Annotated in this window: 20 protein-coding genes; 13 read left to right on the top strand and 7 right to left on the bottom strand. The window is 71.5% G+C overall.

All coding sequences use genetic code 11. From position 1 onward, the window contains the following. Positions 1 to 75: 75 nt before the first annotated feature. The 3 genes from ACFQ2D_RS00465 to ACFQ2D_RS00475 are packed head-to-tail and all read left to right on the top strand — an operon-like array spanning position 76 to position 2,821. Positions 76 to 1,632, top strand: coding sequence for a leucyl aminopeptidase (locus tag ACFQ2D_RS00465; protein ID WP_280941189.1), 1,557 nt, complete (start codon positions 76 to 78; stop codon positions 1,630 to 1,632). A gap of 41 nt (positions 1,633 to 1,673) precedes the next feature. Next, a complete protein-coding gene (locus tag ACFQ2D_RS00470; RefSeq protein ID WP_280941188.1) occupies positions 1,674 to 2,435 on the top strand; it encodes a sulfurtransferase in 762 nt (253 codons plus the stop codon). Then, positions 2,432 to 2,821, top strand: a complete 390-nt coding sequence (locus ACFQ2D_RS00475; protein ID WP_280941187.1) for a hypothetical protein — start codon at positions 2,432 to 2,434, stop codon at positions 2,819 to 2,821. Before ACFQ2D_RS00470 ends, ACFQ2D_RS00475 begins: the two co-directional genes overlap by 4 nt. Here ACFQ2D_RS00475 and ACFQ2D_RS00480 read toward each other — a convergent pair. After that, a complete protein-coding gene (locus tag ACFQ2D_RS00480; protein WP_280941186.1) occupies positions 2,818 to 3,651 on the bottom strand; it encodes a helix-turn-helix domain-containing protein in 834 nt (277 codons plus the stop codon). The two genes, ACFQ2D_RS00475 and ACFQ2D_RS00480, sit on opposite strands and share 4 nt — an antisense overlap. Before the next feature lie 109 nt (positions 3,652 to 3,760). Here ACFQ2D_RS00480 and ACFQ2D_RS00485 point away from each other — a divergent pair, with 109 nt between their 5' ends. After that, positions 3,761 to 4,171, top strand: coding sequence for a hypothetical protein (locus tag ACFQ2D_RS00485; RefSeq protein WP_280941185.1), 411 nt, complete (start codon positions 3,761 to 3,763; stop codon positions 4,169 to 4,171). A 45-nt stretch (positions 4,172 to 4,216) separates the two neighbouring features. On the opposite strand, the gene ACFQ2D_RS00490 is transcribed toward ACFQ2D_RS00485, so the two are convergent. The 3 genes from ACFQ2D_RS00490 to ACFQ2D_RS00500 form a co-directional block, all read right to left on the bottom strand. Then, positions 4,217 to 4,972, bottom strand: coding sequence for a type 1 glutamine amidotransferase (locus tag ACFQ2D_RS00490; protein WP_280941184.1), 756 nt, complete (start codon positions 4,970 to 4,972; stop codon positions 4,217 to 4,219). 87 nt (positions 4,973 to 5,059) lie between these two features. Beyond that, entirely contained in the window at positions 5,060 to 6,946 is a 1,887-nt protein-coding gene (locus tag ACFQ2D_RS00495) for a DEAD/DEAH box helicase (RefSeq protein ID WP_386795502.1), read from the bottom strand. 44 nt (positions 6,947 to 6,990) lie between these two features. Next, positions 6,991 to 8,121, bottom strand: a complete 1,131-nt coding sequence (locus tag ACFQ2D_RS00500; protein ID WP_280941649.1) for a GGDEF domain-containing protein — start codon at positions 8,119 to 8,121, stop codon at positions 6,991 to 6,993. 135 nt (positions 8,122 to 8,256) lie between these two features. Here ACFQ2D_RS00500 and ACFQ2D_RS00505 point away from each other — a divergent pair, with 135 nt between their 5' ends. Then, positions 8,257 to 9,861 carry a protein adenylyltransferase SelO gene (locus ACFQ2D_RS00505; RefSeq protein ID WP_386795540.1) on the top strand — a complete coding sequence of 535 codons (1,605 nt, stop codon included), beginning with the start codon at positions 8,257 to 8,259 and terminating at the stop codon, positions 9,859 to 9,861. A 55-nt stretch (positions 9,862 to 9,916) separates the two neighbouring features. On the opposite strand, the gene ACFQ2D_RS00510 is transcribed toward ACFQ2D_RS00505, so the two are convergent. Together ACFQ2D_RS00510 and ACFQ2D_RS00515 are read right to left on the bottom strand one after the other, a co-directional pair. Further along, positions 9,917 to 10,597, bottom strand: coding sequence for an MliC family protein (locus tag ACFQ2D_RS00510; protein ID WP_280941651.1), 681 nt, complete (start codon positions 10,595 to 10,597; stop codon positions 9,917 to 9,919). Positions 10,598 to 10,662: 65 nt separating this feature from the next. After that, positions 10,663 to 12,480 carry a M14 family metallopeptidase gene (locus ACFQ2D_RS00515; protein ID WP_386795503.1) on the bottom strand — a complete coding sequence of 606 codons (1,818 nt, stop codon included), beginning with the start codon at positions 12,478 to 12,480 and terminating at the stop codon, positions 10,663 to 10,665. Positions 12,481 to 12,587: 107 nt separating this feature from the next. Here ACFQ2D_RS00515 and ACFQ2D_RS00520 point away from each other — a divergent pair, with 107 nt between their 5' ends. From ACFQ2D_RS00520 to ACFQ2D_RS00530, 3 genes are all read left to right on the top strand, one after another. Continuing rightward, a complete protein-coding gene (locus ACFQ2D_RS00520) occupies positions 12,588 to 14,222 on the top strand; it encodes a POT-type proton-dependent oligopeptide transporter (RefSeq protein WP_280941653.1) in 1,635 nt (544 codons plus the stop codon). A 24-nt stretch (positions 14,223 to 14,246) separates the two neighbouring features. Continuing rightward, positions 14,247 to 14,852: a rhomboid family intramembrane serine protease gene (locus ACFQ2D_RS00525; protein WP_280942043.1), complete on the top strand. Its 606-nt coding sequence runs from the start codon at positions 14,247 to 14,249 to the stop codon at positions 14,850 to 14,852. Between the two features lie 63 nt (positions 14,853 to 14,915). Next, positions 14,916 to 16,484 (top strand): DUF4034 domain-containing protein, encoded by a 1,569-nt coding sequence (locus ACFQ2D_RS00530; RefSeq protein WP_280941654.1) that lies wholly within the window; start codon positions 14,916 to 14,918, stop codon positions 16,482 to 16,484. Between the two features lie 6 nt (positions 16,485 to 16,490). Here ACFQ2D_RS00530 and ACFQ2D_RS00535 read toward each other — a convergent pair whose 3' ends face one another. Further along, on the bottom strand, positions 16,491 to 16,673 hold the full coding sequence (locus ACFQ2D_RS00535; RefSeq protein ID WP_280941655.1) for a hypothetical protein: 183 nt from the start codon (positions 16,671 to 16,673) through the stop codon (positions 16,491 to 16,493). A gap of 184 nt (positions 16,674 to 16,857) precedes the next feature. Here ACFQ2D_RS00535 and ACFQ2D_RS00540 point away from each other — a divergent pair, with 184 nt between their 5' ends. The 5 genes from ACFQ2D_RS00540 to cfa all read left to right on the top strand — a co-directional run bounded on the left by ACFQ2D_RS00540 (position 16,858) and on the right by cfa (position 20,659). Further along, positions 16,858 to 17,130 carry a GNAT family N-acetyltransferase gene (locus ACFQ2D_RS00540; protein WP_280941656.1) on the top strand — a complete coding sequence of 91 codons (273 nt, stop codon included), beginning with the start codon at positions 16,858 to 16,860 and terminating at the stop codon, positions 17,128 to 17,130. Positions 17,131 to 17,241: 111 nt separating this feature from the next. Continuing rightward, positions 17,242 to 17,955: a pseudouridine synthase gene (locus tag ACFQ2D_RS00545; protein ID WP_280941657.1), complete on the top strand. Its 714-nt coding sequence runs from the start codon at positions 17,242 to 17,244 to the stop codon at positions 17,953 to 17,955. Between the two features lie 246 nt (positions 17,956 to 18,201). After that, positions 18,202 to 18,411: a cold-shock protein gene (locus ACFQ2D_RS00550; RefSeq protein ID WP_280941658.1), complete on the top strand. Its 210-nt coding sequence runs from the start codon at positions 18,202 to 18,204 to the stop codon at positions 18,409 to 18,411. A gap of 248 nt (positions 18,412 to 18,659) precedes the next feature. Further along, a complete protein-coding gene (locus tag ACFQ2D_RS00555) occupies positions 18,660 to 19,490 on the top strand; it encodes a DUF3298 and DUF4163 domain-containing protein (RefSeq protein WP_280941659.1) in 831 nt (276 codons plus the stop codon). A 50-nt stretch (positions 19,491 to 19,540) separates the two neighbouring features. Next, positions 19,541 to 20,659 carry a cyclopropane fatty acyl phospholipid synthase gene (gene cfa, locus ACFQ2D_RS00560; protein WP_280941660.1) on the top strand — a complete coding sequence of 373 codons (1,119 nt, stop codon included), beginning with the start codon at positions 19,541 to 19,543 and terminating at the stop codon, positions 20,657 to 20,659. Position 20,660 lies beyond the last annotated feature (1 nt).

Here is a 20,660-nt window from a genome sequence, read left to right on the forward strand (position 1 = left end):
CGCAGCCTGCGGGGTAAGGTCGGGGGCCGGCGGCGTCGTGCCCCGGCTCCCTTTCCGACCAGAACCGGGGCATCGATGTCCAGATTGACCGCGCTCGTGTTGTCCTTCGCCGTGGCCATCGCCTGGCCCGCCTCCGTCCTCGCCCAGCGCAGCCTGTCCTTCGATGCGCATGCGCTGCCCGGGCAGGGTGCGGTGGCGATCGCGGTAGGCGAGGGCCTGTCGGGAAGCGCCAGCTTCGATGCGATCGACGCGCGCAGCGAAGGCGCCCTGAGGCGCGCCGCGCAGGCGGATGGATTCGGCGGAAAGGCCGGCAGCCAGCTCGACCTGCGCGGCTTCGCCGGCTACGACCGCCTGCTGGTGCTGGGCACCGGCAAGGACGCCCTGACCGGAAAGGCGCTGCAGGACCTCGGCGGCCGCGTCGCCGGTGCGTTCTCGCGCTCGACCGCGCCGCGCGTGGACCTGGTCTGGGACGGCAACGAAGCGGAAGCCGCCTCGCACCTGGCCTTCGGCGCCGCGTTGGGCCAGTACCGCTTCGACAAGTACCGCTCGCGCAAGGACGACGACGAGGCCGCGCAGGCGGGCAAGGGCGAGCTGGTGATCCGCACCGCCGCCGGGGCGGGCGCGAGCGCGCACTGGACCGCGCAGTGGAAGCCGGTGGCCGAAGCGGTGGCGCTCGCGCGCGACCTGTCCACCGAGCCGGCGAACGCGCTGTGGCCCGAGGAATTCGTGGCTCGCGTGCGCACGGCGGCGGCGGGCCTGCCGCTGCGCATCGAGGCGCTGGACGTGCCGGCGATGCAGAAGCTGGGCATGGGCGGCATCCTGGCCGTGGGCCAGGGCAGCGTGCGCCCGCCGCGGCTGCTGTTGCTGCGCTACGACGGCGGCGCCGCGGGCGAGGCGCCGCTGGCCTTCGTCGGCAAGGGCATCACCTTCGACAGCGGCGGCATCTCGATCAAGCCGGGCGCCAACATGTGGCAGATGAAGGGCGACATGACCGGCGCCGCCAGCGTGGTGTCCACCGTGATCGCGCTGGCCGGGCGCAAGGCACCGGTGAACGCGGTGGCCGTGGCGGCGCTGGCCGAGAACATGCCATCGGGCAGCGCCGCGCGCCCCGGCGACGTGATCCGCACCGCGTCGGGCAAGACCTTCGAGATCATGAGCACCGATGCGGAGGGACGCATGGTGCTCACCGACGCGCTCTGGTACGTGCAGCGACAGGACCGGCCGAAGCTGGTGATCGACGTGGCCACCCTGACCGGTTCGATCATGGCCGCGCTGGGCGAGGACTACGCCGGCCTGTTCGCGCGCGACGACGCGCTGGCCGCGCAGCTGCTGGCCGCGGGCGAGGCCAGCGGCGAGGAGCTGTGGCGCATGCCGTTGCGCGAGGAGTACGGCAAGCGGCTGAAGTCGCCGATCGCCGACCTGCGCAACGGCGGCGGCTCGCCCGGAGCGGGCGCGGGCGCGTACTTCATCGGCGAGTGGGTCGACCGCCAGCTGCCCTGGGCGCACCTGGACATCGCCGGTTCGGACTGGGCCTCCAGCGGCAGGCCCACCGTGCCGGAAGGCGCCACCGGCTTCGGCGTGCGCCTGCTCGACCGCTTCGTCCGCGACCACCACGAGGCCTCGGCGCGGTGAGCCTGCGGTGGGCCGCCGCGCCCGCCGCTTACAATGGCGGCATGATCCGCAACATCGCCGCCTACCGCTTCGTCGAGATCGCCGACCCGCCGTCCCTGGCCGCCGACGTGCGCGCCTGGGCCGAGGCGGGCGGGCTGCGCGGGACCGTGCTGGTCGCACCGGAAGGCATCAACCTGTTCCTGGCCGGCAGCGACGGCGCCATCGACGCGTTCCTGCGCCAGCTGCGTGGCGACGCGCGGGTGGGCGACATCGCGGTCAAGGACAGCTGGAGCGACACGGTTCCGTTCGCGCGGCTCAAGGTCAAGCTCAAGCGCGAGATCATCAGCTTCCGCCGCGACGAGGCCACGCCGCTGCGCGGCGGCCGCGCGCCTGCCGTCGCGCCCGCGGACCTCGCGCGCTGGCTGGCGCAAGGCCACGACGACGACGGTCGCCGGGTGGTGATGCTGGACACGCGCAACCGCGAGGAAACCGCGCACGGTGCCTTCGCTGGCGCGCTGTGCCTGCCGATCGACAACTTCACCGACCTGCCCGCGGCGCTGGACCCGCACCGCGACGCGCTGGCCGACGCCACCGTGGTGAGCTACTGCACCGGCGGCATCCGCTGCGAAAAGGCCGCGCTGTGGATGCGCGACAGCGGCATGGACAACGTGCTGCAGCTCGAGGGAGGCATCCTGGGCTATTTCGAGGCGGTCGGCGGCGCCGGTTACGAAGGGCGCTGCTTCGTGTTCGACGAGCGCGTGGCCCTGGATCCGCAGCTGCGCCCGCTGGTCGACGGCGACGCCCTGCGCGCGGAGGCCGCATGAGCTGGGTCGGACTGGTCGTGCTGGCGGTCGGCGCGTACCTGGCCTGGAAGCTGGTGGGCGCGCTGCTGAAGATCCTGATGTTCGTGCTGGCGCTGGTCGGCCTGTACTGGTTCCTGGCTCCGCTCATGGGCTGGCCGTCGGTGTCGGACCTGGTCTACGTGCTCGGCCCGGACTTCGGCGGGCGGCGCGTGGAAGAAGTGCTGCATCCGTCGGGCATCGCCGGCGAGGTGGGCGACCGGGTCGTCGACGGGCTGGTCGACCGCATCCTGTCGCCGTCGCCAGAGCCGCCGACCGGGTCGCCGGTCGAGCCCTTGCCGGAGCCGCCGCCCACGGACGCCGACGCGGACGACGTGCCGCCTGCCGCCGTGGACACGCCGTCCCGCTAGCGGCCGGACTCCGCGGTCGCGTCGCCGGCCATCGCGGCCGCGGTCGCGCGCAGCCGCTCGCCGGTGGCCGCATCGGCCGGGAAGAAGGATTCGATCGCCAGTTCCGACAGCGTGACTTCGACGGGCGTGCCGAACACGGTGGTGGTGCTGAGGAACGACAGCTCGCCGATCGGGGTGCGCAGGCGCAGCGGTACCACCACGGCACCCGGATCCGCCGCTTCCTCGTGGTCGGGCGCGGGATAGCCGGCGAGCTCCTCGCGCAGCGCCTGCAGCGTGGCATCGCCGGTCGCCTGGACCTGCTGGTCGAGGCGGTGCAGCAGGTGGCTGCGCCACTGGCCGAGGTTGGCGATGCGCGGCGCGACGCCGTCGGGATGCAGGCTCAGGCGCAGCACGTTCACCGGCGGCGCGAGCAGTTCGGCTGCCACGCCTTCGAGCAGGGGCGCCAGCGCGCGGTTGGCCGCCTGCAGGTTCCAGTGGCGGTCGACCGCCAGGGCCGGGTAGGGCTCGTGCCCCCGCAGCACCAGGTCGATCGCCTTGCGCGCTTCCTCCAGCGAGGGATCGTCGATGCGCCGTTCGCTGTACACCGGCGCATAGCCGGCGGCGACGAACAGCGCGTTGCGCTCGCGCAGCGGCACCTCCAGGCGGTCCGAAAGTCGCAGCAGCATCGCCCGGCTGGGCACCGAGCGGCCGGTCTCGACGAAGCTCAGGTGGCGCGGGGAGATGTCGGCCAGCCCGGCGAGGTCGAGCTGGGACAGGCGGCGGCGCTGGCGCCAGTCGCGCAGCTGGTCGCCGACGTTGCGCATCCGGGAATGGGTCGTGGTGGTCTGCATGGCCGCCACCTTAGCCCCTGCCGGGGCGGTTCGGCTTTACCCGCCAGGTAATCGCCGTGGCGACCCGCCCCGCCCACGATGGCCGCGTCATCCCACAAGGAGCCACACCATGACCCTGCGCCAGACTCTCGCCCATCCCCGTTTCCTGCCGCGCCTGCTGCTGGTCGACGCGCTCGCGTCGGGCGCCACCGCGGTGCTGCTGGTCGCCGCGGCCGACCTGCTGGCGCCGCTGCTGCAGCTGCCGGCGGGCCTGCTGCGAACCGCCGGCGTCGTGCTGCTGCCCTTCGTCGCGGTGGTCTACGGCCTGTCGCGCCAGGCCGCGCCTGCGCGCGGCGCGGTGGCCGCCGTGGTGGCGGTCAATTTCGCCTGGGTGGCGGCCAGCGTGTGGGTGGCCTTCGGCGGCGACTGGCAGCCGAGCGTCGCGGGCATCGCCTTCGTGCTGGGGCAGGCGCTGGCGGTGCTGGCGTTCGCCGACCTGGGCTGGATCGGGCTGCGGGCTTCGCGGCCCGCGGCCGCCTGATCGCACTTCCCCTGGAGCCGCGCCCTCACGGCGCGGCTGTGCGCGTCAGCCGAACTCGCGCGAGGGCAGGGCGATGCGCCGCTGCGGCCGGCCGACCAGGTCGAGGAAGTTGTTGAACACCGCGTCCGCGCGTTCCTGCATCGTCGCGATGTGCTCGCGGGTATGGGCGCGGATCGCGGCCTCGTCGTGCAGGCCCTCGCGCCGCTCGAGCTCGGCTCGGTAGCCGGGCGTGGCCAGCCAGCGATCGATCAGCGGCTCGTCCATTTCCAGGTGGAACTGGAAACCGTAGGCCTTCTCGCCCCAGCGGAAGGCCTGCTGCTCGCAGGTCTCGCTGCGCGCCAGGTGCACCGCGCTGCGCGGGATCTCGAAATGCTGGCCGTGCCACTGGAATACCGGCGCCTCGTCGCCGAGCGGGGCCAGCACCGGGTCGTCGCGGCCGGCATGCGTCGCCTGCAGCCGGTACCAGCCGATCTCGGGCACGCGGTGGCGCCGCACCGGTGCGCCCAGCGCATGCGCCAGCAGCTGCGCGCCCAGGCAGATGCCCAGCACCGGCTTGCCCTGGCCGAGCATGCGCTCGATCGCGCGCAGTTCGGTGCGCAGGTGCGGGCGCGTGGCCTGGTCCTCGACGTTCATCGGACCGCCCAGCACCACCAGGCCGCGGTAGCGGTCCACGTCGGGCTCGGCCTCGGGCTCGCGCTCGAAGTTGACGAAGCGGATGCGGTGGCCACGCCGGCGGATCAGCGGGTCGAGCGTGCCCAGCGGTTCGGCGGCCACGTGCTGGAAGACGAGGATGCGGGACATGCGGCGATTCTAGGAAACGATCGCGGCCGGTGGACCGATGGTTGCAGCTGTGACGCCCGCGGCCGGGCGCCGTCTCGGCTCCCGCCCTCAGGCGCGGCGGCCGCGCGGTCCCGGCCTGGCGCCGCGCGGACCGGGCGGCTTGCCGCGGGGCCGGCCCGCGGGGGCGCCCGTGCGGCCACGCGGAGCGCCGCGGTCGTCATCCTCGGCCCGGCGCATGCGCAGCTGCTGGCCCGAGACCCACACCTTCTTCAGGTGCTCGAGCACTTCGCGCGGCATGCCCTGCGGCAGGTCCACCAGGCTGTGGTCGTCGCGGATGTCGATGCGGCCGATGTAGCGGCTTTCCAAGTCGGCCTCGTTGGCGATCGCGCCGACGATGTTGCCCGGCTGCACGCCGTGCATGTGGCCGACCTCGATGCGGAAGGTCTCCACCGGAAAGGCCGGGTCGCCGTCCGTGCGCGCGGCGCGCGCAGGGCGCTCGCGCGGCGCCCGCGGCGGCGGCGCGTCGTCCTCGAACATGGCTTCGGCGTCGTTGCGCGCGCGGCCGCGCGGCGCGGCGGCGGGTGCGGGGGGCGCGTCGGCGCCCTCGCGCTCGCGCCGCTCCATGCGCTCCCGCGGGCCGCGGCCCTCGTCGCGGTCGCGGCGCGGCGGCGGGGCGGCGATCAGCAGCGGGGTGTCGCCCTGGACCACGCGGGCGAGCGCGGCGGCGATCTCGGCGGCCGGCACGTTGTGCTCGCGCTCGTAGCGCTCGACCAGGTCGCGGAACAGCGCCAGGTCCGGGCTGCCCAGCGCGCCCGTGATGCGGTCCATGAACTTGCCAAGGCGGCGCTCGTTCACGGTCTCCACGCTCGGCAGCTGCATCGGCTCGATCTTCTGCCGCGTCGCGCGCTCGATCGCCCCGAGCATGCCGCGCTCGCGCGGCGCGGCGAACAGGATCGCCTCGCCGCTGCGCCCGGCGCGGCCGGTGCGGCCGATGCGGTGCACGTAGCTCTCGGTGTCGTAGGGGATGTCGTAGTTGAGCACGTGGCTGATGCGCTCCACGTCCAGCCCGCGCGCGGCCACGTCGGTGGCCACGAGGATGTCGATGCGGCCGTCCTTGAGCTGCTGGATGGTCTTCTCGCGCTGCTTCTGGTCGAGGTCGCCGTTGATCGCGGCGGCGGCGAAGCCGCGCGCGGACAGGCGGTCGGCCAGTTCCTGCGTGCCCAGCTTGGTGCGCGCGAAGATGATCATCGCGTCGAAGGGCTCGGCCTCGAGGATGCGGGTGAGCGCGTCGAGCTTGTTGGTGCCGCTGACCATCCACACACGCTGGCGGATGTTGGCCGCGGTGGTGGTCTGCGACTTGATCGCGATCTCGACCGGATCCTTGAGGTAGGTCTGGGCGATACGCTTGATCTGGCTCGGCATGGTTGCCGAGAACAGCGCCACCTGGCGCGTCTCCGGGGTTTTCTTCAGCACCGCCTCGACGTCGTCGATGAAGCCCATGCGCAGCATCTCGTCCGCCTCGTCGAGCACCAGGGTGCGCAGCTCCGACAGGTCCAGCGAGCCGCGGTCGAGGTGGTCGATGACGCGCCCGGGCGTGCCGACGACGACCTGCACCCCGCGCTTGAGCGCCGAGAACTGCTGGCCATAGCCCTGCCCGCCGTAGATCGGCAGCACGTGGAAGCCGGGCAGGTGGCTGGCGTATTTCTGGAAGGCCTCGGCCACCTGGATGGCGAGTTCGCGCGTGGGCGCCAGCACCAGCACCTGCGGCTTGCGCGCGTCCGGCTCCAGCCGGGCCAGCGCCGGAATGGCGAAAGCGGCGGTCTTGCCGGTGCCGGTCTGGGCCTGGCCGAGCACGTCGCGGCCGGCGAGCAGCGGCGGGATGGTGGCGGCCTGGATCGGCGAGGGGGATTCGTAGCCGACGTCGCCCAGGGCCCGCAGCAGGGGCTCGGAGAGCTGGAAGTCGGAAAAGGAAACGGTAGGCGTCTGGGCGCTCATGGGCAGGATCGCGCCGATGGCGCCACGCTGAGGGGCCGCCAATTCTACTCCCCGGCGGGCCCTGCAACCGTGAATGGCGGCGCATGCGCGTCCGCGCGCAGCACCAGGTTGCGGCCCCGGCGCTTGGCCTCGAGCATCGCCGCGTCCGCGCGCGCCACCGCCAGCTCCAGCGGCTCTCCAGCCTGGCAGGCCGCCACGCCGCAGCTGACGCTGGCCGGGATGGGCCCGGGGAGCGCGGCGACCGCGCGCCGGACCCGCTCTGCGCAGGCATAGGCATCGTCCTCGCCGGCGTCCGGCAGCAGGGCCAGGAACTCCTCGCCACCGACGCGCGCGACCAGTTCGCCGGCCCGGCACTGCTCGCGCAGGGTCTTGGCCACGGTGCGCAGCAGCATGTCGCCCATCGCGTGGCCATGGGTGTCGTTGGCGCGTTTGAAGTGGTCGAGGTCGAAATAGGCCACCGCGACCCGGCGCTGCTCCGACAAGGCGCGCTCGAAGGCCCGCACCGCGCGCGTCTGCCAGCCCTCCCGGTTGAGCAGTCCGGTCAGCGAGTCGACGTGGATGCGCGAGAGCAGGCGCTGGCGCAGCTGGAACACGTCCAGCGACGTGTCCAGCCATACCCGCCGGTAGCCCAGGCCGATGCCGACGCCGACCAGCGTGTAGCCGGCATAAGCCAGGAACAGGGCCGGCCCGGCGCCCTGGATGGCCAGCATCGCGAACAGCGGGATCGAGAACGCGACGATCACCGCCGCCGCGGTGGCCCGGTGCAGCGCGAACGGCAGCACGATGATGGTCGTCAGCACCGCCGCCACGTGGGTGAGGCTCATGCGCTCCGGTTCGGCCAGCGTGGTCATCGCGATCCCGGCGCTGAACACGCAGGCGTAGCCGACCAGCGCCGCTTCGCGCCAGTGCGCGCGCAGCCGCGCGCGTATCAGCAGCGCCATGGCCACCAGCAGGGAGAACAGCAGCAGCCGGCGCGGCAGGCTCTCCATGGCCATGGCAGGCGACACCGCGTAGTCGCGTGTCCAGCCGATCAGGAACAAAAGGGGCAGGCCGAAGGTGAGCGCCGTGCGGCTGGCCGCCGTGTTGCGGTAGGCGTAGACGAAGAAGTTGCGCCGTTCGCCGCGTTCCAGGCTGGCGATGTTGCCGTCCAGCGCGCGCGTCCACTTCCAGGCCATGGCGCTTCCCCTCCCGCAGCCCCGGTGCCGATCACAGCCCGCGCCGCCGATGAAGCAAGCGCCGGCACGCTGCCATGTTCGCATGGATGGGCGACGCGGCCGCGACGGCCCGGGCGCTACCCTGTGCGCATGGACCTGCCTCGCCTGCACTTCGACAACGCCTTCGTCCGCGAACTGCCCGGGGATCCCGAGACGGGTCCCCGGGTGCGGCAGGTGGCGGGGGCGGTCTGGTCGCGGGTCATGCCGACGCCGGTGCAGGCGCCCACCCTGCTGGCGCACTCGCGCGAAGTGGCGGAAGAGCTGGGGTTCACCCCCGGGCAGCTGGCCAGCCCGGCGTTCGCCGAGGTCTTCGGCGGCAATACGCTGTTGCCGGGCATGGACCCGGTGGCCAGCAACTACGGCGGCCACCAGTTCGGGCACTGGGCCGGGCAGCTCGGCGACGGCCGCGCGATCAGCCTGGGCGAATGCATCACCGCCGCCGGCGGGCGCCGCGAGCTGCAGCTCAAGGGGGCCGGGATGACCCCGTACTCGCGCTCCGCCGACGGCCGCGCGGTGCTGCGCTCGTCGATCCGCGAGTTCCTGTGCAGCGAGGCCATGCACCACCTGGGCGTGCCGACCACGCGCGCGCTGTCGCTGGTGTCCACCGGCGAGGCGGTGGTGCGCGACATGTTCTACGACGGACATCCCGCGCCCGAACCCGGCGCCATCGTCTGTCGCGTCGCGCCGTCGTTCCTGCGTTTCGGCCACTTCGAGCTGCCCTACGCCGCGGGGGACCTCGAACTGCTGCGCAGGCTCGCGGATTTCTGCATCTGGCGCGACTTCCCGCACCTGCTGGGCGCGCGCGCCGCCGAGCCGCTGGACGCGCTGCGCCGGGCCGGCGCGTTCGACGAGACACGCTATGGCGACTGGTTCGAGGAGGTGTGCGTGCGAACCGCGCGCACGGTGGCGCACTGGATGCGGGTGGGCTTCGTGCATGGCGTGCTCAATACCGACAACATGTCGATCCTGGGCCTGACCATCGACTACGGGCCCTACGGGTGGATCGACGACTTCGATCCGGACTGGACGCCGAACACCACCGACGCGCAGGGCCGGCGCTACCGCTTCGGCTGGCAGCCGCGCGTGGCGCACTGGAACCTCTCGCGCCTGGCGCAGGCGCTGTCGCCGCTGTTCGGCGACGTGGCGCCGCTGCAGGCGGGGCTGGACCGCTACGTGGAGGCCTGGCAGGCGGCCGAGCGCGAGGTCGTCGCCGGCAAGCTCGGCCTCGCCCGCTGCCGCGACGGCGACCTGGCGCTGATGGAGCGCCTGCAGGCGCTGATGCAGTCCGCGCAGGTGGACATGGCGATCTGGTTTCGCGCGCTGGCCGAGCTCGACCCCGCGCAGCCGTCGCTGACGCCGATGGCGGACGGGTTCTACGACGCATCGCTGCGCGAGGCGCACGCCGCGGACCTGGAGCAGTGGCTGCGCGACTATGCGTTGCGGCTGCGCGACGATCCGCTCGACGCGGCCGCGCGGCGCGCGCGCATGCGCGCGTCCAACCCCAAGTACGTGCTGCGCAACTATCTCGCCCAGCAGGCGATCGACCAGGCGGCGGCGGGCGATCCGTCGGGGATCGCCGACCTGCTGGAGGTCATGCGCCGGCCCTACGACGAGCAGCCGGGGCGCGAGGCCCATGCGGCGAAGCGGCCGGACTGGGCACGCAGCCGCGCGGGATGCTCGATGCTGTCCTGCAGTTCCTGAGCGGGCGGCACAGGCATGCCCCCAGGACCGCTGCTGACCGCGGCGGGGCCCGGGCTCACTGGTCCAGGAACGCGCCGCAGCCGCGCAGCGTGTCCGGCCCGACCTTGAGCTCGACGGTCGCCGGGTAGTCCATGTCGCTCATGCCGTCGCTGCAGGCGGACTCGACGATCCGCAGCTCGACCTCGCTGCCATCGTTGGCGATGCCGCGGAAGCCCTCGCGCCCGGGCAGGCGGGTGGCACCGGCAACGCGCAGCGGACGCTCGCCCATGTCCAGCGCCAGCTGGATGTCGGGCGCGTCGCCGCCCGCCACCTCCAGCGACCAGAACGGCTCGGTCCCCAGGCCGCGGAATACCACGCCGCGTCCGCGCGCCTCGTCCCAGGGCGAGACCTCGTCGGTGCTGGCGCAGGCGTGGCGCTGGCCGTCGAGGACGAGGGTAGCCTCGTTGCCCTTGTTCCAGAACTCGTTGCCGGCTGCATCGGAATAGCGCGCGCCCGAGGCTGAGAGCGCCTGCGGCAGCACGATGCGGCGGGTGGCGACGGTCAGCACCAGTTCGCTGCGCGCGTTGTCGAAGCGCGCGCCGGCGAGCAGGTCGCCGCAGCGGAAGCGGGACTCGACGACGTCGGGCGCGGCTGGCGCCGTCGCAGGACCGGCGCCGGATGGCTCCGGTGCAGCCTCGGGCGCAGGCCGGCAGGCGGCGAGCAGCAGGAGGGCGAGGCAGGCGGGAGCAGGGCGCATCGGACGTCTCCGGGCGGGAGGTCTCACTGTCCGCAATCGCAGCGCCCGACGCAAACCGCGGCTGCTCAGTCCGGCGCGCGATCCACCCGCATCACCGGATACAGGTCCAGGCGCTCGTCCCAGGACGGATGGCGGCGATAGAAGAACTCCAGGCGCGCGTCCGGGCTATCGGCGAACGCCTGGTCATCGCGCAGGCGTCGTTCGAACTCGGCTTTCAGCGCCGGATCCGCGGCCAGCATCTCGCGCGCCACCGCTTCGGCGACGTAGGCCTCCATGTATTCCTTGCGCTCGAAGGCGTTGTTGAACAGTCCCCACTGGAGCAGCGAATCGGGCGCCTGCGGCTCGAGCAGGGCCATCGCCAGGCGTGCGCGCGGCTGGGCGATGGGTACGAACAGCGCCCCGGCGCCGACTTCGCGCGACTCCGGTGCCCAGGCGCCCTCGACCTCGAGCCGCTGGTGCCCCTCGACCGGTTGCGGGGCGAAGCGCTTGCCGGTCGCCCGGAACACCTCGACCTGCAGCATCTTCGCCGGCTGCGTCGCGCAACCGTCCCTCGCTTCGCAACCGACGCGGCGATAGGCGATCCCGTGCACGTCCAGCCTGGGCGCGACCAGGCCGGCATGGGCCGCGGGCACCAGGTAGCCCGCGCGCGGGGCCGCCACCTCGACGCGCGGCAGGACCGTGTCGCGCAGCGGCACCTTCCACACCTGCGGCGTGGACTCGTCGTAGCGCGTCATCGGCGCACCCGACACTTCCGACGGCGTGCGCGTATAGGCATAGCCGCGGAAATCGATGACGCGGCTGGCGTCGGTCGCCCTGTAGTCCAGCGCCACCGGCTGGCCGGACAGGTCCCGCGCATCGGCCGCGCGCGCCAGCGCCATCCAGTCGCGGCCGCGCCGCGCCACCTGCTCCAGCACCGAGACGATGGTGTTGCGGGTGATGCGCACGCGCACCGGGTACTCCTTCCACGAGTGGGTCTCGACCAGCATCCCGAGCCGGTTGCGCAGCTGGAAGTAGCCGGTGGAAAAGCGCGGCGGCGAGACGCCATCCTCGAAGCCCGAGGCCGGGTCCTCGTAATCCTCGAACGAGGGATAGAACGGCAGCGGCAGCGAGCCCTGCGCGGCGAGGTCCGCCATGGTGCCGTCGCGCAACGCGCGGCCGGCCTCGCGCAGCGCCTCGTCGCCCCCGTGCAGCGGCTCGACCTGGATCGAGATGTCGTGCTCGAACTGCGCGCCGTCGGTGGCGTGCAGGTCGATGGTGGCGATCGGGTCCCATTCCCCGACCAGGCGCAGCATCGCCCGCATTTCCGGCGAGTCGGCCTTGGCGTAGTCGCGGTTGAGGTTGTAGTTCTGCGCCGTCGTGCGCCAGCCCATTTCCTCCGGGCCGCGCTGGTTGGGGCGATTCCAGGCGCCGAAGCGCTCGTGGCCGTCGACGTTGAACACCGGCACGAACACCCACACCAGCTGCTCCAGCGCGCCTGCCGCGGCGGCGCCCTCCAGGACCTCGCGCAAGGCCAGGAAACCGGCGTCCTTGCCGTCGATCTCGCCGGAGTGGATGCCGCCCTGCATCAGCACCACGGGGATGCCTCGCTCGCGCGCCGCCGCAGGCGTCAACGCGCCGCTGCGGGAGATCGCCAGCGCCTTCATCGGCCGGCCCTCGGGCGTGGTGCCGAGATCGAAGCAGCGCACCGCGTCGGGATGCCGTTGCGCGAAGGCCGCGCACAGGGCGATGGTCTCGTCGTAGCGGCCGGTCTTCACGAAGCCGCTGCGCTCGGAGACGGTCGTCAGCGGCGCCTGCGCGACGACCGACAGGGGCGTCGCCAGGGCGAGCAGGGTGGCGAACAGGGCCTGTTTCATCGGGTATCCGGTGCGAGGACAGGCCGGCATCATGCCAGCGGGGTTGCGCGACGCCCAAGTGTCAAGGGGCGGGGCGCATGGGCAGATCCCGCCGGATCGGCTAGCCTGCCCGACTTCGCCCATCGGACCCGACGCCCATGAACCACGGCGCCACGCCCGCCAACCCCGCCCAGGGCCGCATGCCCGGCCAGATCAAGTACATCATCGGCAACGAGGCCTGCGAACGCTTCAGCTTCTACGGGATGCGCAACATCCTGGTGCCGTTCCTGATCAGCTCGGTGCTGCTGCAGTACCTGCCCGAGGGCGCGGACCGCGAGTCGATGGCCAAGGAGGTGTTCCACTCCTTCGTGATCGGCGTGTATTTCTTCCCGCTGCTGGGCGGCTGGCTGTCCGACCGCTTCTTCGGCAAGTACAACACCGTCCTGTGGTTCTCGCTGATCTACTGCGCCGGCCACGCCTGCCTGGCGCTGTTCGAGGGCAACCGCACGGGCTTCTTCACCGGCCTGTTCCTGATCGCACTGGGCTCGGGCGGGATCAAACCGCTGGTGGTCAGCTTCTGCGGCGACCAGTTCGACCAGAGCAACAAGGACAAGGCCAAGGTCGTCTTCGACGCCTTCTACTGGATCATCAACTTCGGCTCGTTCTTCGCCTCGCTGTTCGCGCCGCTGCTGCTGCGCCATTTCGGGCCGGCGGTGGCGTTCGGCGTGCCGGGCGTGCTGATGTTCATCGCCACGGTGATCTTCTGGATGGGGCGCCGCCAGTACGTCAACGTGCCGCCTTCGGGCAACGACCCGCACTCCTTCCTCAACGTGGTCCGCACCGCGCTGCGGCAGCGGCGCGCGGGCGAGGGCAATGCCGGCGCGATGGTGGCCTGGACCGGCATCGTGGCGGCGGCGTTGATGCTTGCCCTGTGGGCGCTGGACGCGGTCGGCGCCGGGGTGCCATGGCCGGAGGCGTTCGGCTTCGTCATCACCGCCTGCCTGGCGCTCGGCGTGCTGATCGCATTCGGCGGCTGGGGCGCGTCGCTGCAGCTCGAGCGTGCGCGTGGCCTGCATCCGGACGCGGCGGTGGACGGCGTTCGCGCGGTGCTGCGGATCCTGATCGTGTTCGCGCTGGTGACGCCGTTCTGGTCGCTGTTCGACCAGAAGGCCTCGACCTGGATCATCCAGGGCAACGCCATGGTGATCCCGCACGAGGCGTCGTGGTGGCCCAGCTGGCTGATCCAGGAGCCGGCGCAGATGCAGGCGCTCAATCCGCTGCTGGTGATGCTGCTGATCCCCTTCAACAACCTGGTGCTGTACCCGCTGCTGCGCCGGATGGGCTTCCAGGTCACGGCGCTGCGGCGCATGGGCTGGGGCATCGCGTTCTCGGGCGTGGCCTGGATCGTGGCGGGCGTGCTGCAGCTGTGGATCGACGGCGGCGCGCAGGTCTCGCTCACCTGGCAGGCGCTGCCCTACCTCCTGCTGACCTTCGGCGAGGTGCTGGTCTCGGCCACCGCGCTGGAGTTCGCCTACAGCCAGGCGCCGCATGCGATGAAGGGCGTGATCATGGCCTTCTGGTACCTGACGAGCACGTTCGGCAGCCTGTGGGTGCTGCTGACCAACGCCGGCGTGCGCAACGACGGCTTCAAGGCGATGATCGCGCAGACCGGGCTCAGCGAGCCGGCCTTCCTGATGTTCTTCTTCGCGGCCTTCGCCTTCGTCGCCGCGGCGGCGTTCGCGCTGTACGCGCGGGTCTACCCGATGCAGGACAACTACCGCGTCGCCACCTGACGCCCGCCGGAGCCGCGCATGCCCATCGTCACCTTCGTCCTGATCGGCCTGACCGTGCTGGTGTCCTGGCAGGCGTTCAACAACCGCGCGCTGCTGGAGCGGTTGCTGCTGTGGCCACCGGCCATCGACCGCCACCGCCAGTACGACCGGCTGGTCACGCACGGCTTCGTGCATGCCGACATGCAGCACCTGCTGTTCAACATGATCACGCTGTTCTTCTTCGGGCGCGCGATCGAGCCGGTGTTCGTCGACCGCATCGGCCAGCTCGGCTATGCGGCGTTCTACCTGTCGGCGATCGTCATGGCGATCATGCCGACCTATTTCCGCCACCAGAAGGACGCGGGCTACCGCAGCCTGGGCGCGTCCGGGGCGGTGTCGGCGGTGCTCTTCAGCTTCATCCTGTTCGCGCCGTGGAGCCTGATCTTCGTGTTCTTCGTCCCGGTCCCCGCGATCGTCTACGCCGCGCTGTACGTCGGCTACTCGATCTGGATGGACCGGCGCGGCGGCGACAACGTCAACCACAGCGCCCACCTGTGGGGCGCCGCCTACGGGATCCTGTTCACCGTGCTGATGGAGCCGCGCGCGGCCAGCACCTTCGTGGCAAGATTGCTCAGTCCGTCCTTCGGCTGATCGCGGCGCCCCGTGCCGCGGCCCAGGGCGGTGATGGGGGCGGGGATGGGGCACGGGACGTGGATGGCCGCGGCGGCGTGCGTGCTGGCGTGCGGCGCGGCGATGGCGCAGGACGTGGCGGCACCGGAGCCGCCTCCGATTCCGGACCGGGCGGCAGGCGATGCGTTCAGGGCGGCGCCCGACCCCTGGCGCGCCTACTTCTCGCAGGCACGCGAGGCCGAACGCCTCGACGACCCGCTGGCGCGCTGCCTGGCCTACCCGGACCTGCCCGGCAACCGCTGGCCGGACGGCCATGCCGAGGCCCACTGCCGCTACCACGCGTTCAGGCCGCTGCCGCTGGCAACGGTGGAAGGCTATCTCGACCGCGGCGAGCTGGCGGCGCTGGACGCGGTGTTCGAGGCGTTGCTGGCGGCGCATTTCTCCGAGGCCGGCAGCGAGGAGATCCACGTCGCCATCGAAGCCTTCGACCAGAGCGAGGAGGCCGGGCGCATCTCCGGACGCTGGCTGGAGCTGGCCCCGCGGAGCCCGTATGCCCTCCTGGCGCGTGCGAATCACTACAAGGACGCGGCGTGGGACGCCCGCGGCGGCAAATGGGCCTCCGAGACCCCGATGGAGCAGATGCGGCGGATGGGCGTCCTGGCCGAACAGGCGGTGCCGCTGTTCCGGCGCGCCATCGCGCTGGAGCCGAGGCTGATGCCGGCCTACGTGGGCCTGCTCAGCGTGGCGATGCTCGGTTCACGCGAACATCTCGAGCGCGAGGCCTACCGCGGCGCGATGGCTCACGACCCGGCGTGCGTGGATTTCGCCCGCCAGCGGATGGCATCGCTGGCGCCCCGCTGGGGCGGGGACTACGAGCGGATGCTTTCGTTCGGCGTGGTGCTGTCGCGCCACGTGGCGCGTCGTCCGCAGCTGGCGATACACATCGCAGCGCCCTATGGGGACCGCGGGAACCGGCTCAGCCACGACAACCGGTTCGACCGCGAGACGGCCGACATCCTCGAGATCGCCGTGCGCACCGGCTCCAACGAAGATCATCTGCGCGACGCGGGCAACGTGTTCCTCAACCTGCCCGAGGACCAGGACGGTCCCGACCGCTGGAAGGGCGTGGCGCTGCTGCTGCAGGAATACCGGTTCAACACCACCAACGCATGGGCGCACCGGCAGATCGCGTGGCAGCTGGTGCGTCACGAGCCCGAATGGGCGTTGCGACACGCACTGGCCGCGCTGGCCCTCGATGCCGACGATGCGAGTGCGCACTACCTGGCGGGCGGCGGCTATTACGGCAGCCGGCGCTGGGAACAGGCCGAAGTGCACTTCCTCCGCGCCGCCGACGACGCGACGCAGCGCCGCGGGGCTCTGGGTGCGCTCGGCTCGATGTGGATGATGCACGCCGGGCTGGAGGCGACGGAGGCTGCGACGAAGGCCAAGCCCTACGTGGACCGCCTGCTGTCGGAATATCCGGAGGAGGGCCTGGGCTGGATGCTGCGGATCCTCATCTCGAGCGCGCTGGACGGCCGCACGGACCAGGAGTCGGTCAACATGTTCCGCAAGCACGCTGATCGCGGCGATCCGGTGCAGGCCCAGGCGGTGGACTCGATCGAAGCCGCCTACCGCGCCGCCGAAGGCCGCTGACGGAGCTCAGGCCGACGAGGTCTGGGCGTGGTGCTGCTGCAGATCCGCGTCGTTGACCTGGTAGGTCCGCTCCAGGCCGCTGTAGATGAGCGAATCGAGCTGGGAGAACTCCAGGGTGTCGACGTCGCCGCTGCGGACGAGGTCGAACAGGCGGTTGATGGCCTGGTGCTGGACGCTGCTGTCGATCATCGTGGGCCCCCTGCGGCGACGTTTTCGTTGACCCGGACGAAGCAGGTTGCGTGCCAGAGTGAAACGTGATGGTCGTCAAGTTCCAGGCTGACGCGCCGCGTCAGCCGATGGCCTGCCGTGCGCATACTGGCCGGTGAGGGCCGCCGGTGCCGGTGCCCACGGATCTTCGTAGAGGAGGAGCGCAATGGACGTCGAACATCGCCCGGGGCAGGGCTTCCACATCGACCTGGACGGCCATCGTGCGGTCCTGGACTACACGCTCGGCGACGGCCGGATGCGGATCACCCACACCGGGGTGCCGACGGAACTGCGCGGTCGCGGCATCGCCGGCCAGCTGGTGCGGGCGGCCTTCGACCACGCCCGCGCGCAGGGACTGCGCGTGGTGCCGCAGTGCGAGTACGCCGCCGCCTGGCTGGAGCGCCATCCCGGCTACGCCGATCTCGCGGACCAGGCCTGAGACCGGGGCGGCGCGCGGTTCCTCGCGTCCTCCACCCGACGCGGCGCGCTTCGGGCCGGCAAGTGCGCGCGCGATCTGCGAGACTGCGCGTCCTCCAGCACCTCCATCCCCATGCGGCTCAACCGTCACATCAGCGAGTCCGGCCACTGTTCCCGCCGCGAGGCCGACCGCCTGATCGGGGAGGGCCGGGTCACGGTCAACGGCATCCGCGCCCGCGTCGGTGCCGAAGTAGGCGAGGACGACGCCGTGCTGGTGGACGGTCAGCCGCTGCGCCAGCGCCGCGTCGCGCCCGGCAAGCGGCGCCACGTCTACATCGCGCTGTACAAGCCGGTCGGCGTGACCTGCACCACCGAGTCCTCGGTCAAGGGCAACATCGTCGATTTCGTCGGCCACGAGCAGCGGATCTTCCCGATCGGCCGCCTGGACAAGGATTCCGAGGGCCTGATCCTGCTGACCAGCAATGGCGATATCGTCAATGCGATCCTGCGCGCGGAGAACCGGTTGGAGAAGGAATACCTGGTCGCGGTGAACCATCCGGTCACCCCCGAGTTCCTGCGCGGCATGAGCCGCGGGGTTCCGGTCCATGGACAGACCACGCTGCCGTGCCGGGCCAGCAAGCTGGGCCCGTTCGGCTTCCGGATCGTGCTGGTGCAGGGCCTGAACCGCCAGATCAGGCTGATGGCCGCGCATTTCGGCTTCCGGGTCAAGCAGTTGCGTCGAGTCCGCATCGGCAGCGTCCGGCTCGGCCACCTCAAGCCGGGGCAGTGGCGCAACCTCACCGACGCCGAACTGTCGGCCCTGCTGCCGGGGCGTGAAGACTGGTGAGGCGGTTGACAAACCCGGTTCACACTTTCCCCTGAAAGTGCGCTATCGTGCCCGGACTGTTCAAGGCCGGGATCACGGTACATCGTGGCTCCGATGCGGTAGATCACCAGAGTTACAGGCCGTCCCCCCCGGCGGTTGCTCCAGACGATCCGCTCCATCGTTCGCGTTACCCCTTGCTCGATACAGTCCAGGCAGCCCCCGATAGGGCCTGGTATCCATCCACTGTCAGTTTCAAGGAGTAACAACATGTCCGAACGTCAGACCGGCACCGTCAAGTGGTTCAACGACGCCAAGGGCTTCGGTTTCATCACCCCGGAAAGCGGCCAGGACCTCTTCGTCCACTTCCGCTCGATCCAGGGCACCGGCTTCAAGTCCCTGCAGGAAGGCCAGAAGGTCACCTTCAAGGTCGTGCAGGGCCAGAAGGGCCTGCAGGCCGACGAAGTGCAGGCCGTCTGAGCGACACAGCGCTCAAGGCAACGCCTCCAAGGGCCCCGGGTGGAAACACCCGGGGCTTTTTGTTTGTGGACAGCATCGCGCGGCGCTCCAGTGCCGCCATGTACTGGCTGGCATCGTGCGTCTCGTCCACGTGTCGTGTGCAGGGCGCGGCTGGTCCTGCACGGGCGCCTTGACCTTTCCTGCACGCGGACAACGTTACAAAAGCGTTAGCGCAAAGGGCTTGCGCACTCGTCTCGACAGGGGGTTCCATGAAGCGGTGGCTGGTTCCGGTGGTGTTGCTGTGCGTGCTCGCCGCGTGCCGTGGCGAAGCGCCCGGACCGCAGGGGACCGTCGCGCCGGACGCGGACCAGGCGGACCCGGCCGAGGCGCCAGCGCCCGAGCCCGTGGTGCTCGAGGACGTGGTCGAAACCGACCCGCGGTACATCATCGGCATCTCCTGGGCCAAGGGCGTCGACCGCTACCCGGGCCTGTCGGTGCTGCTCAAGCAGTACGCCGACGCCGCGAAGGCCGAGGTGCTGCAGGCGGTCGAGGCGATGGAGCCCGAGGCTGGCGCGATGTACGACCTCGCGCTCGAGTTCCAGGTGCTGGCGGATACGCCGCAGGTCTTCGCGGTGGCGGCCGACGGCGGCAGCTATACCGGCGGCGCGCACGGCGCGCCGCTGATCGCGCGCTTCGTGTGGCTGCCCCAGGAGCAACGCCTGCTCACCGCCGATGAGCTGGTTCCCCGGCAGGAAGCCTGGCGCGAGGTGTCCTCGTATGTGCGCGAGCAACTGCACGCGGCCCTGTCGCAGCGGGTGGACGCCGACGAACTCGATCCGGACGAACGCGGCCGGGTGATGCGCTCTGCCGGGCGCATGATCGAGGAGGGCACGGCTCCCGATCCGGAAAACTTCGCCCAGTTCGAACCCGTGCCCGGCGCCGACGGACGGCTGGTCGCGCTGCGGTTCGTGTTCCCGCCCTACCAGGTGGGGCCGTATTCGGACGGGGTGCAGACGGTCGAGGTGCCCGCGCGGGTCCTGCTGCCGCATGTCGCGCCCGCCTACCGGCCGCTGTTCGCGGACGCGCAGCCTGCGCAGTAGACTGGCCCGCGACTGTGGCCGGCCACGGCGGCCGGCACGGAGCGGGAGCAATGGCGGACGCGCGCTTCAGGGCCCGTCTGCAGGACCTGCTTGCGGATGCCGACATCCAGCTCGACGGCCCGCGTCCCTGGGACCTGCAGATCCACGATCGCGGTTTCCCCGCCCGCGTGCTGGCGGGCGGCTCGCTGGCGCTGGGCGAGTCGTACATGGACGGCGCCTGGGACGTGGCATCCCTCGACGGCCTGCTGTACCGGCTGCTGCGCGCGGGCACCGACCGGCGCGTCCACGGCTTCGCCGAACTGCGGCTGGCCGTGCTGGCGCGCCTGCTCAACCTGCAGCGCGGCAGGCGCAGCTACCAGGTCGGCGAGCGCCACTACGACCTCGGCAACGACCTCTACCGCACCATGCTGGGCCGGCGGATGGTCTACAGCTGCGGCTACTGGCGGCAGGCGTCCGACCTGGACGCGGCGCAGGAGGCCAAGCTCGACCTGTGTTGCCGCAAGCTCGGGCTGCAACCGGGCATGCGCCTGCTCGATATCGGCTGCGGCTGGGGCGAGATGCTCCGGTTCGCCGCGGAGCGCCATGGCGTATCCGGCGTCGGCATCACCATCTCGCGGGAACAGGCCGCGCTGGCGCGCGAGCTGTGCGCCGGGCTGGCGGTCGAGATCCGCGTCCAGGACTACCGCGCGCTGGACCAGCGTTTCGACCGCATCGTGTCGATCGGCATGTTCGAGCACGTGGGGGTGAGGAACTACGCGACCTACTTCGACGTCGCCCGCCGCTGCCTTGATGACGACGGACTGTTCCTGCTGCACACCATCGGCGGCAACCGGAGCCGCACGCATACCGACCCCTGGATCGCGAAATACATCTTCCCCAACTCGATGCTGCCTTCGGCCGCGCAGCTGGCCACGGCGCTGGAGGGACGTTTCGTCATCGAGGACTGGCACAACTTCGGCGCCGACTACGATCGCACCCTCCAGGCCTGGCGCGCCAACATCGAGGCGGCCTGGAGCACGCTGCCCGCGCGCTACGACGAACGCTTCCGCCGGATGTGGCGTTACTACCTGGGCGCGTCGATGGCGAGCTTCCGCGCCCGCTCGATCCATCTGTGGCAGCTGGTGCTGTCGCCGCGCGGCGTCGCCGGCGGTTACGTGGCGCCGCGCTAGG

It is taken from the genome of Luteimonas composti (genome assembly GCF_042678665.1).
In the GTDB taxonomy this organism is placed as follows: Bacteria; Pseudomonadota; Gammaproteobacteria; order Xanthomonadales; family Xanthomonadaceae; genus Luteimonas; species Luteimonas composti.

Coding starts and splice junctions, on each gene's coding strand:
- cfa (WP_280941660.1), top strand. CDS start 19,541: ATGGCGGACGCGCGCTTCAGGGCCCGTCTGCAGGACCTGCTTGCGGAT.
- ACFQ2D_RS00465 (WP_280941189.1), top strand. CDS start 76: ATGTCCAGATTGACCGCGCTCGTGTTGTCCTTCGCCGTGGCCATCGCC.
- ACFQ2D_RS00555 (WP_280941659.1), top strand. CDS start 18,660: ATGAAGCGGTGGCTGGTTCCGGTGGTGTTGCTGTGCGTGCTCGCCGCG.
- ACFQ2D_RS00490 (WP_280941184.1), bottom strand. CDS start 4,972: ATGTCCCGCATCCTCGTCTTCCAGCACGTGGCCGCCGAACCGCTGGGC.
- ACFQ2D_RS00475 (WP_280941187.1), top strand. CDS start 2,432: ATGAGCTGGGTCGGACTGGTCGTGCTGGCGGTCGGCGCGTACCTGGCC.
- ACFQ2D_RS00535 (WP_280941655.1), bottom strand. CDS start 16,673: ATGATCGACAGCAGCGTCCAGCACCAGGCCATCAACCGCCTGTTCGAC.
- ACFQ2D_RS00545 (WP_280941657.1), top strand. CDS start 17,242: ATGCGGCTCAACCGTCACATCAGCGAGTCCGGCCACTGTTCCCGCCGC.
- ACFQ2D_RS00485 (WP_280941185.1), top strand. CDS start 3,761: ATGACCCTGCGCCAGACTCTCGCCCATCCCCGTTTCCTGCCGCGCCTG.
- ACFQ2D_RS00470 (WP_280941188.1), top strand. CDS start 1,674: ATGATCCGCAACATCGCCGCCTACCGCTTCGTCGAGATCGCCGACCCG.
- ACFQ2D_RS00515 (WP_386795503.1), bottom strand. CDS start 12,480: ATGCCGGCCTGTCCTCGCACCGGATACCCGATGAAACAGGCCCTGTTC.
- ACFQ2D_RS00480 (WP_280941186.1), bottom strand. CDS start 3,651: ATGCAGACCACCACGACCCATTCCCGGATGCGCAACGTCGGCGACCAG.
- ACFQ2D_RS00510 (WP_280941651.1), bottom strand. CDS start 10,597: ATGCGCCCTGCTCCCGCCTGCCTCGCCCTCCTGCTGCTCGCCGCCTGC.
- ACFQ2D_RS00500 (WP_280941649.1), bottom strand. CDS start 8,121: ATGGCCTGGAAGTGGACGCGCGCGCTGGACGGCAACATCGCCAGCCTG.
- ACFQ2D_RS00495 (WP_386795502.1), bottom strand. CDS start 6,946: ATGAGCGCCCAGACGCCTACCGTTTCCTTTTCCGACTTCCAGCTCTCC.
- ACFQ2D_RS00550 (WP_280941658.1), top strand. CDS start 18,202: ATGTCCGAACGTCAGACCGGCACCGTCAAGTGGTTCAACGACGCCAAG.
- ACFQ2D_RS00540 (WP_280941656.1), top strand. CDS start 16,858: ATGGACGTCGAACATCGCCCGGGGCAGGGCTTCCACATCGACCTGGAC.
- ACFQ2D_RS00530 (WP_280941654.1), top strand. CDS start 14,916: ATGGCCGCGGCGGCGTGCGTGCTGGCGTGCGGCGCGGCGATGGCGCAG.
- ACFQ2D_RS00520 (WP_280941653.1), top strand. CDS start 12,588: ATGAACCACGGCGCCACGCCCGCCAACCCCGCCCAGGGCCGCATGCCC.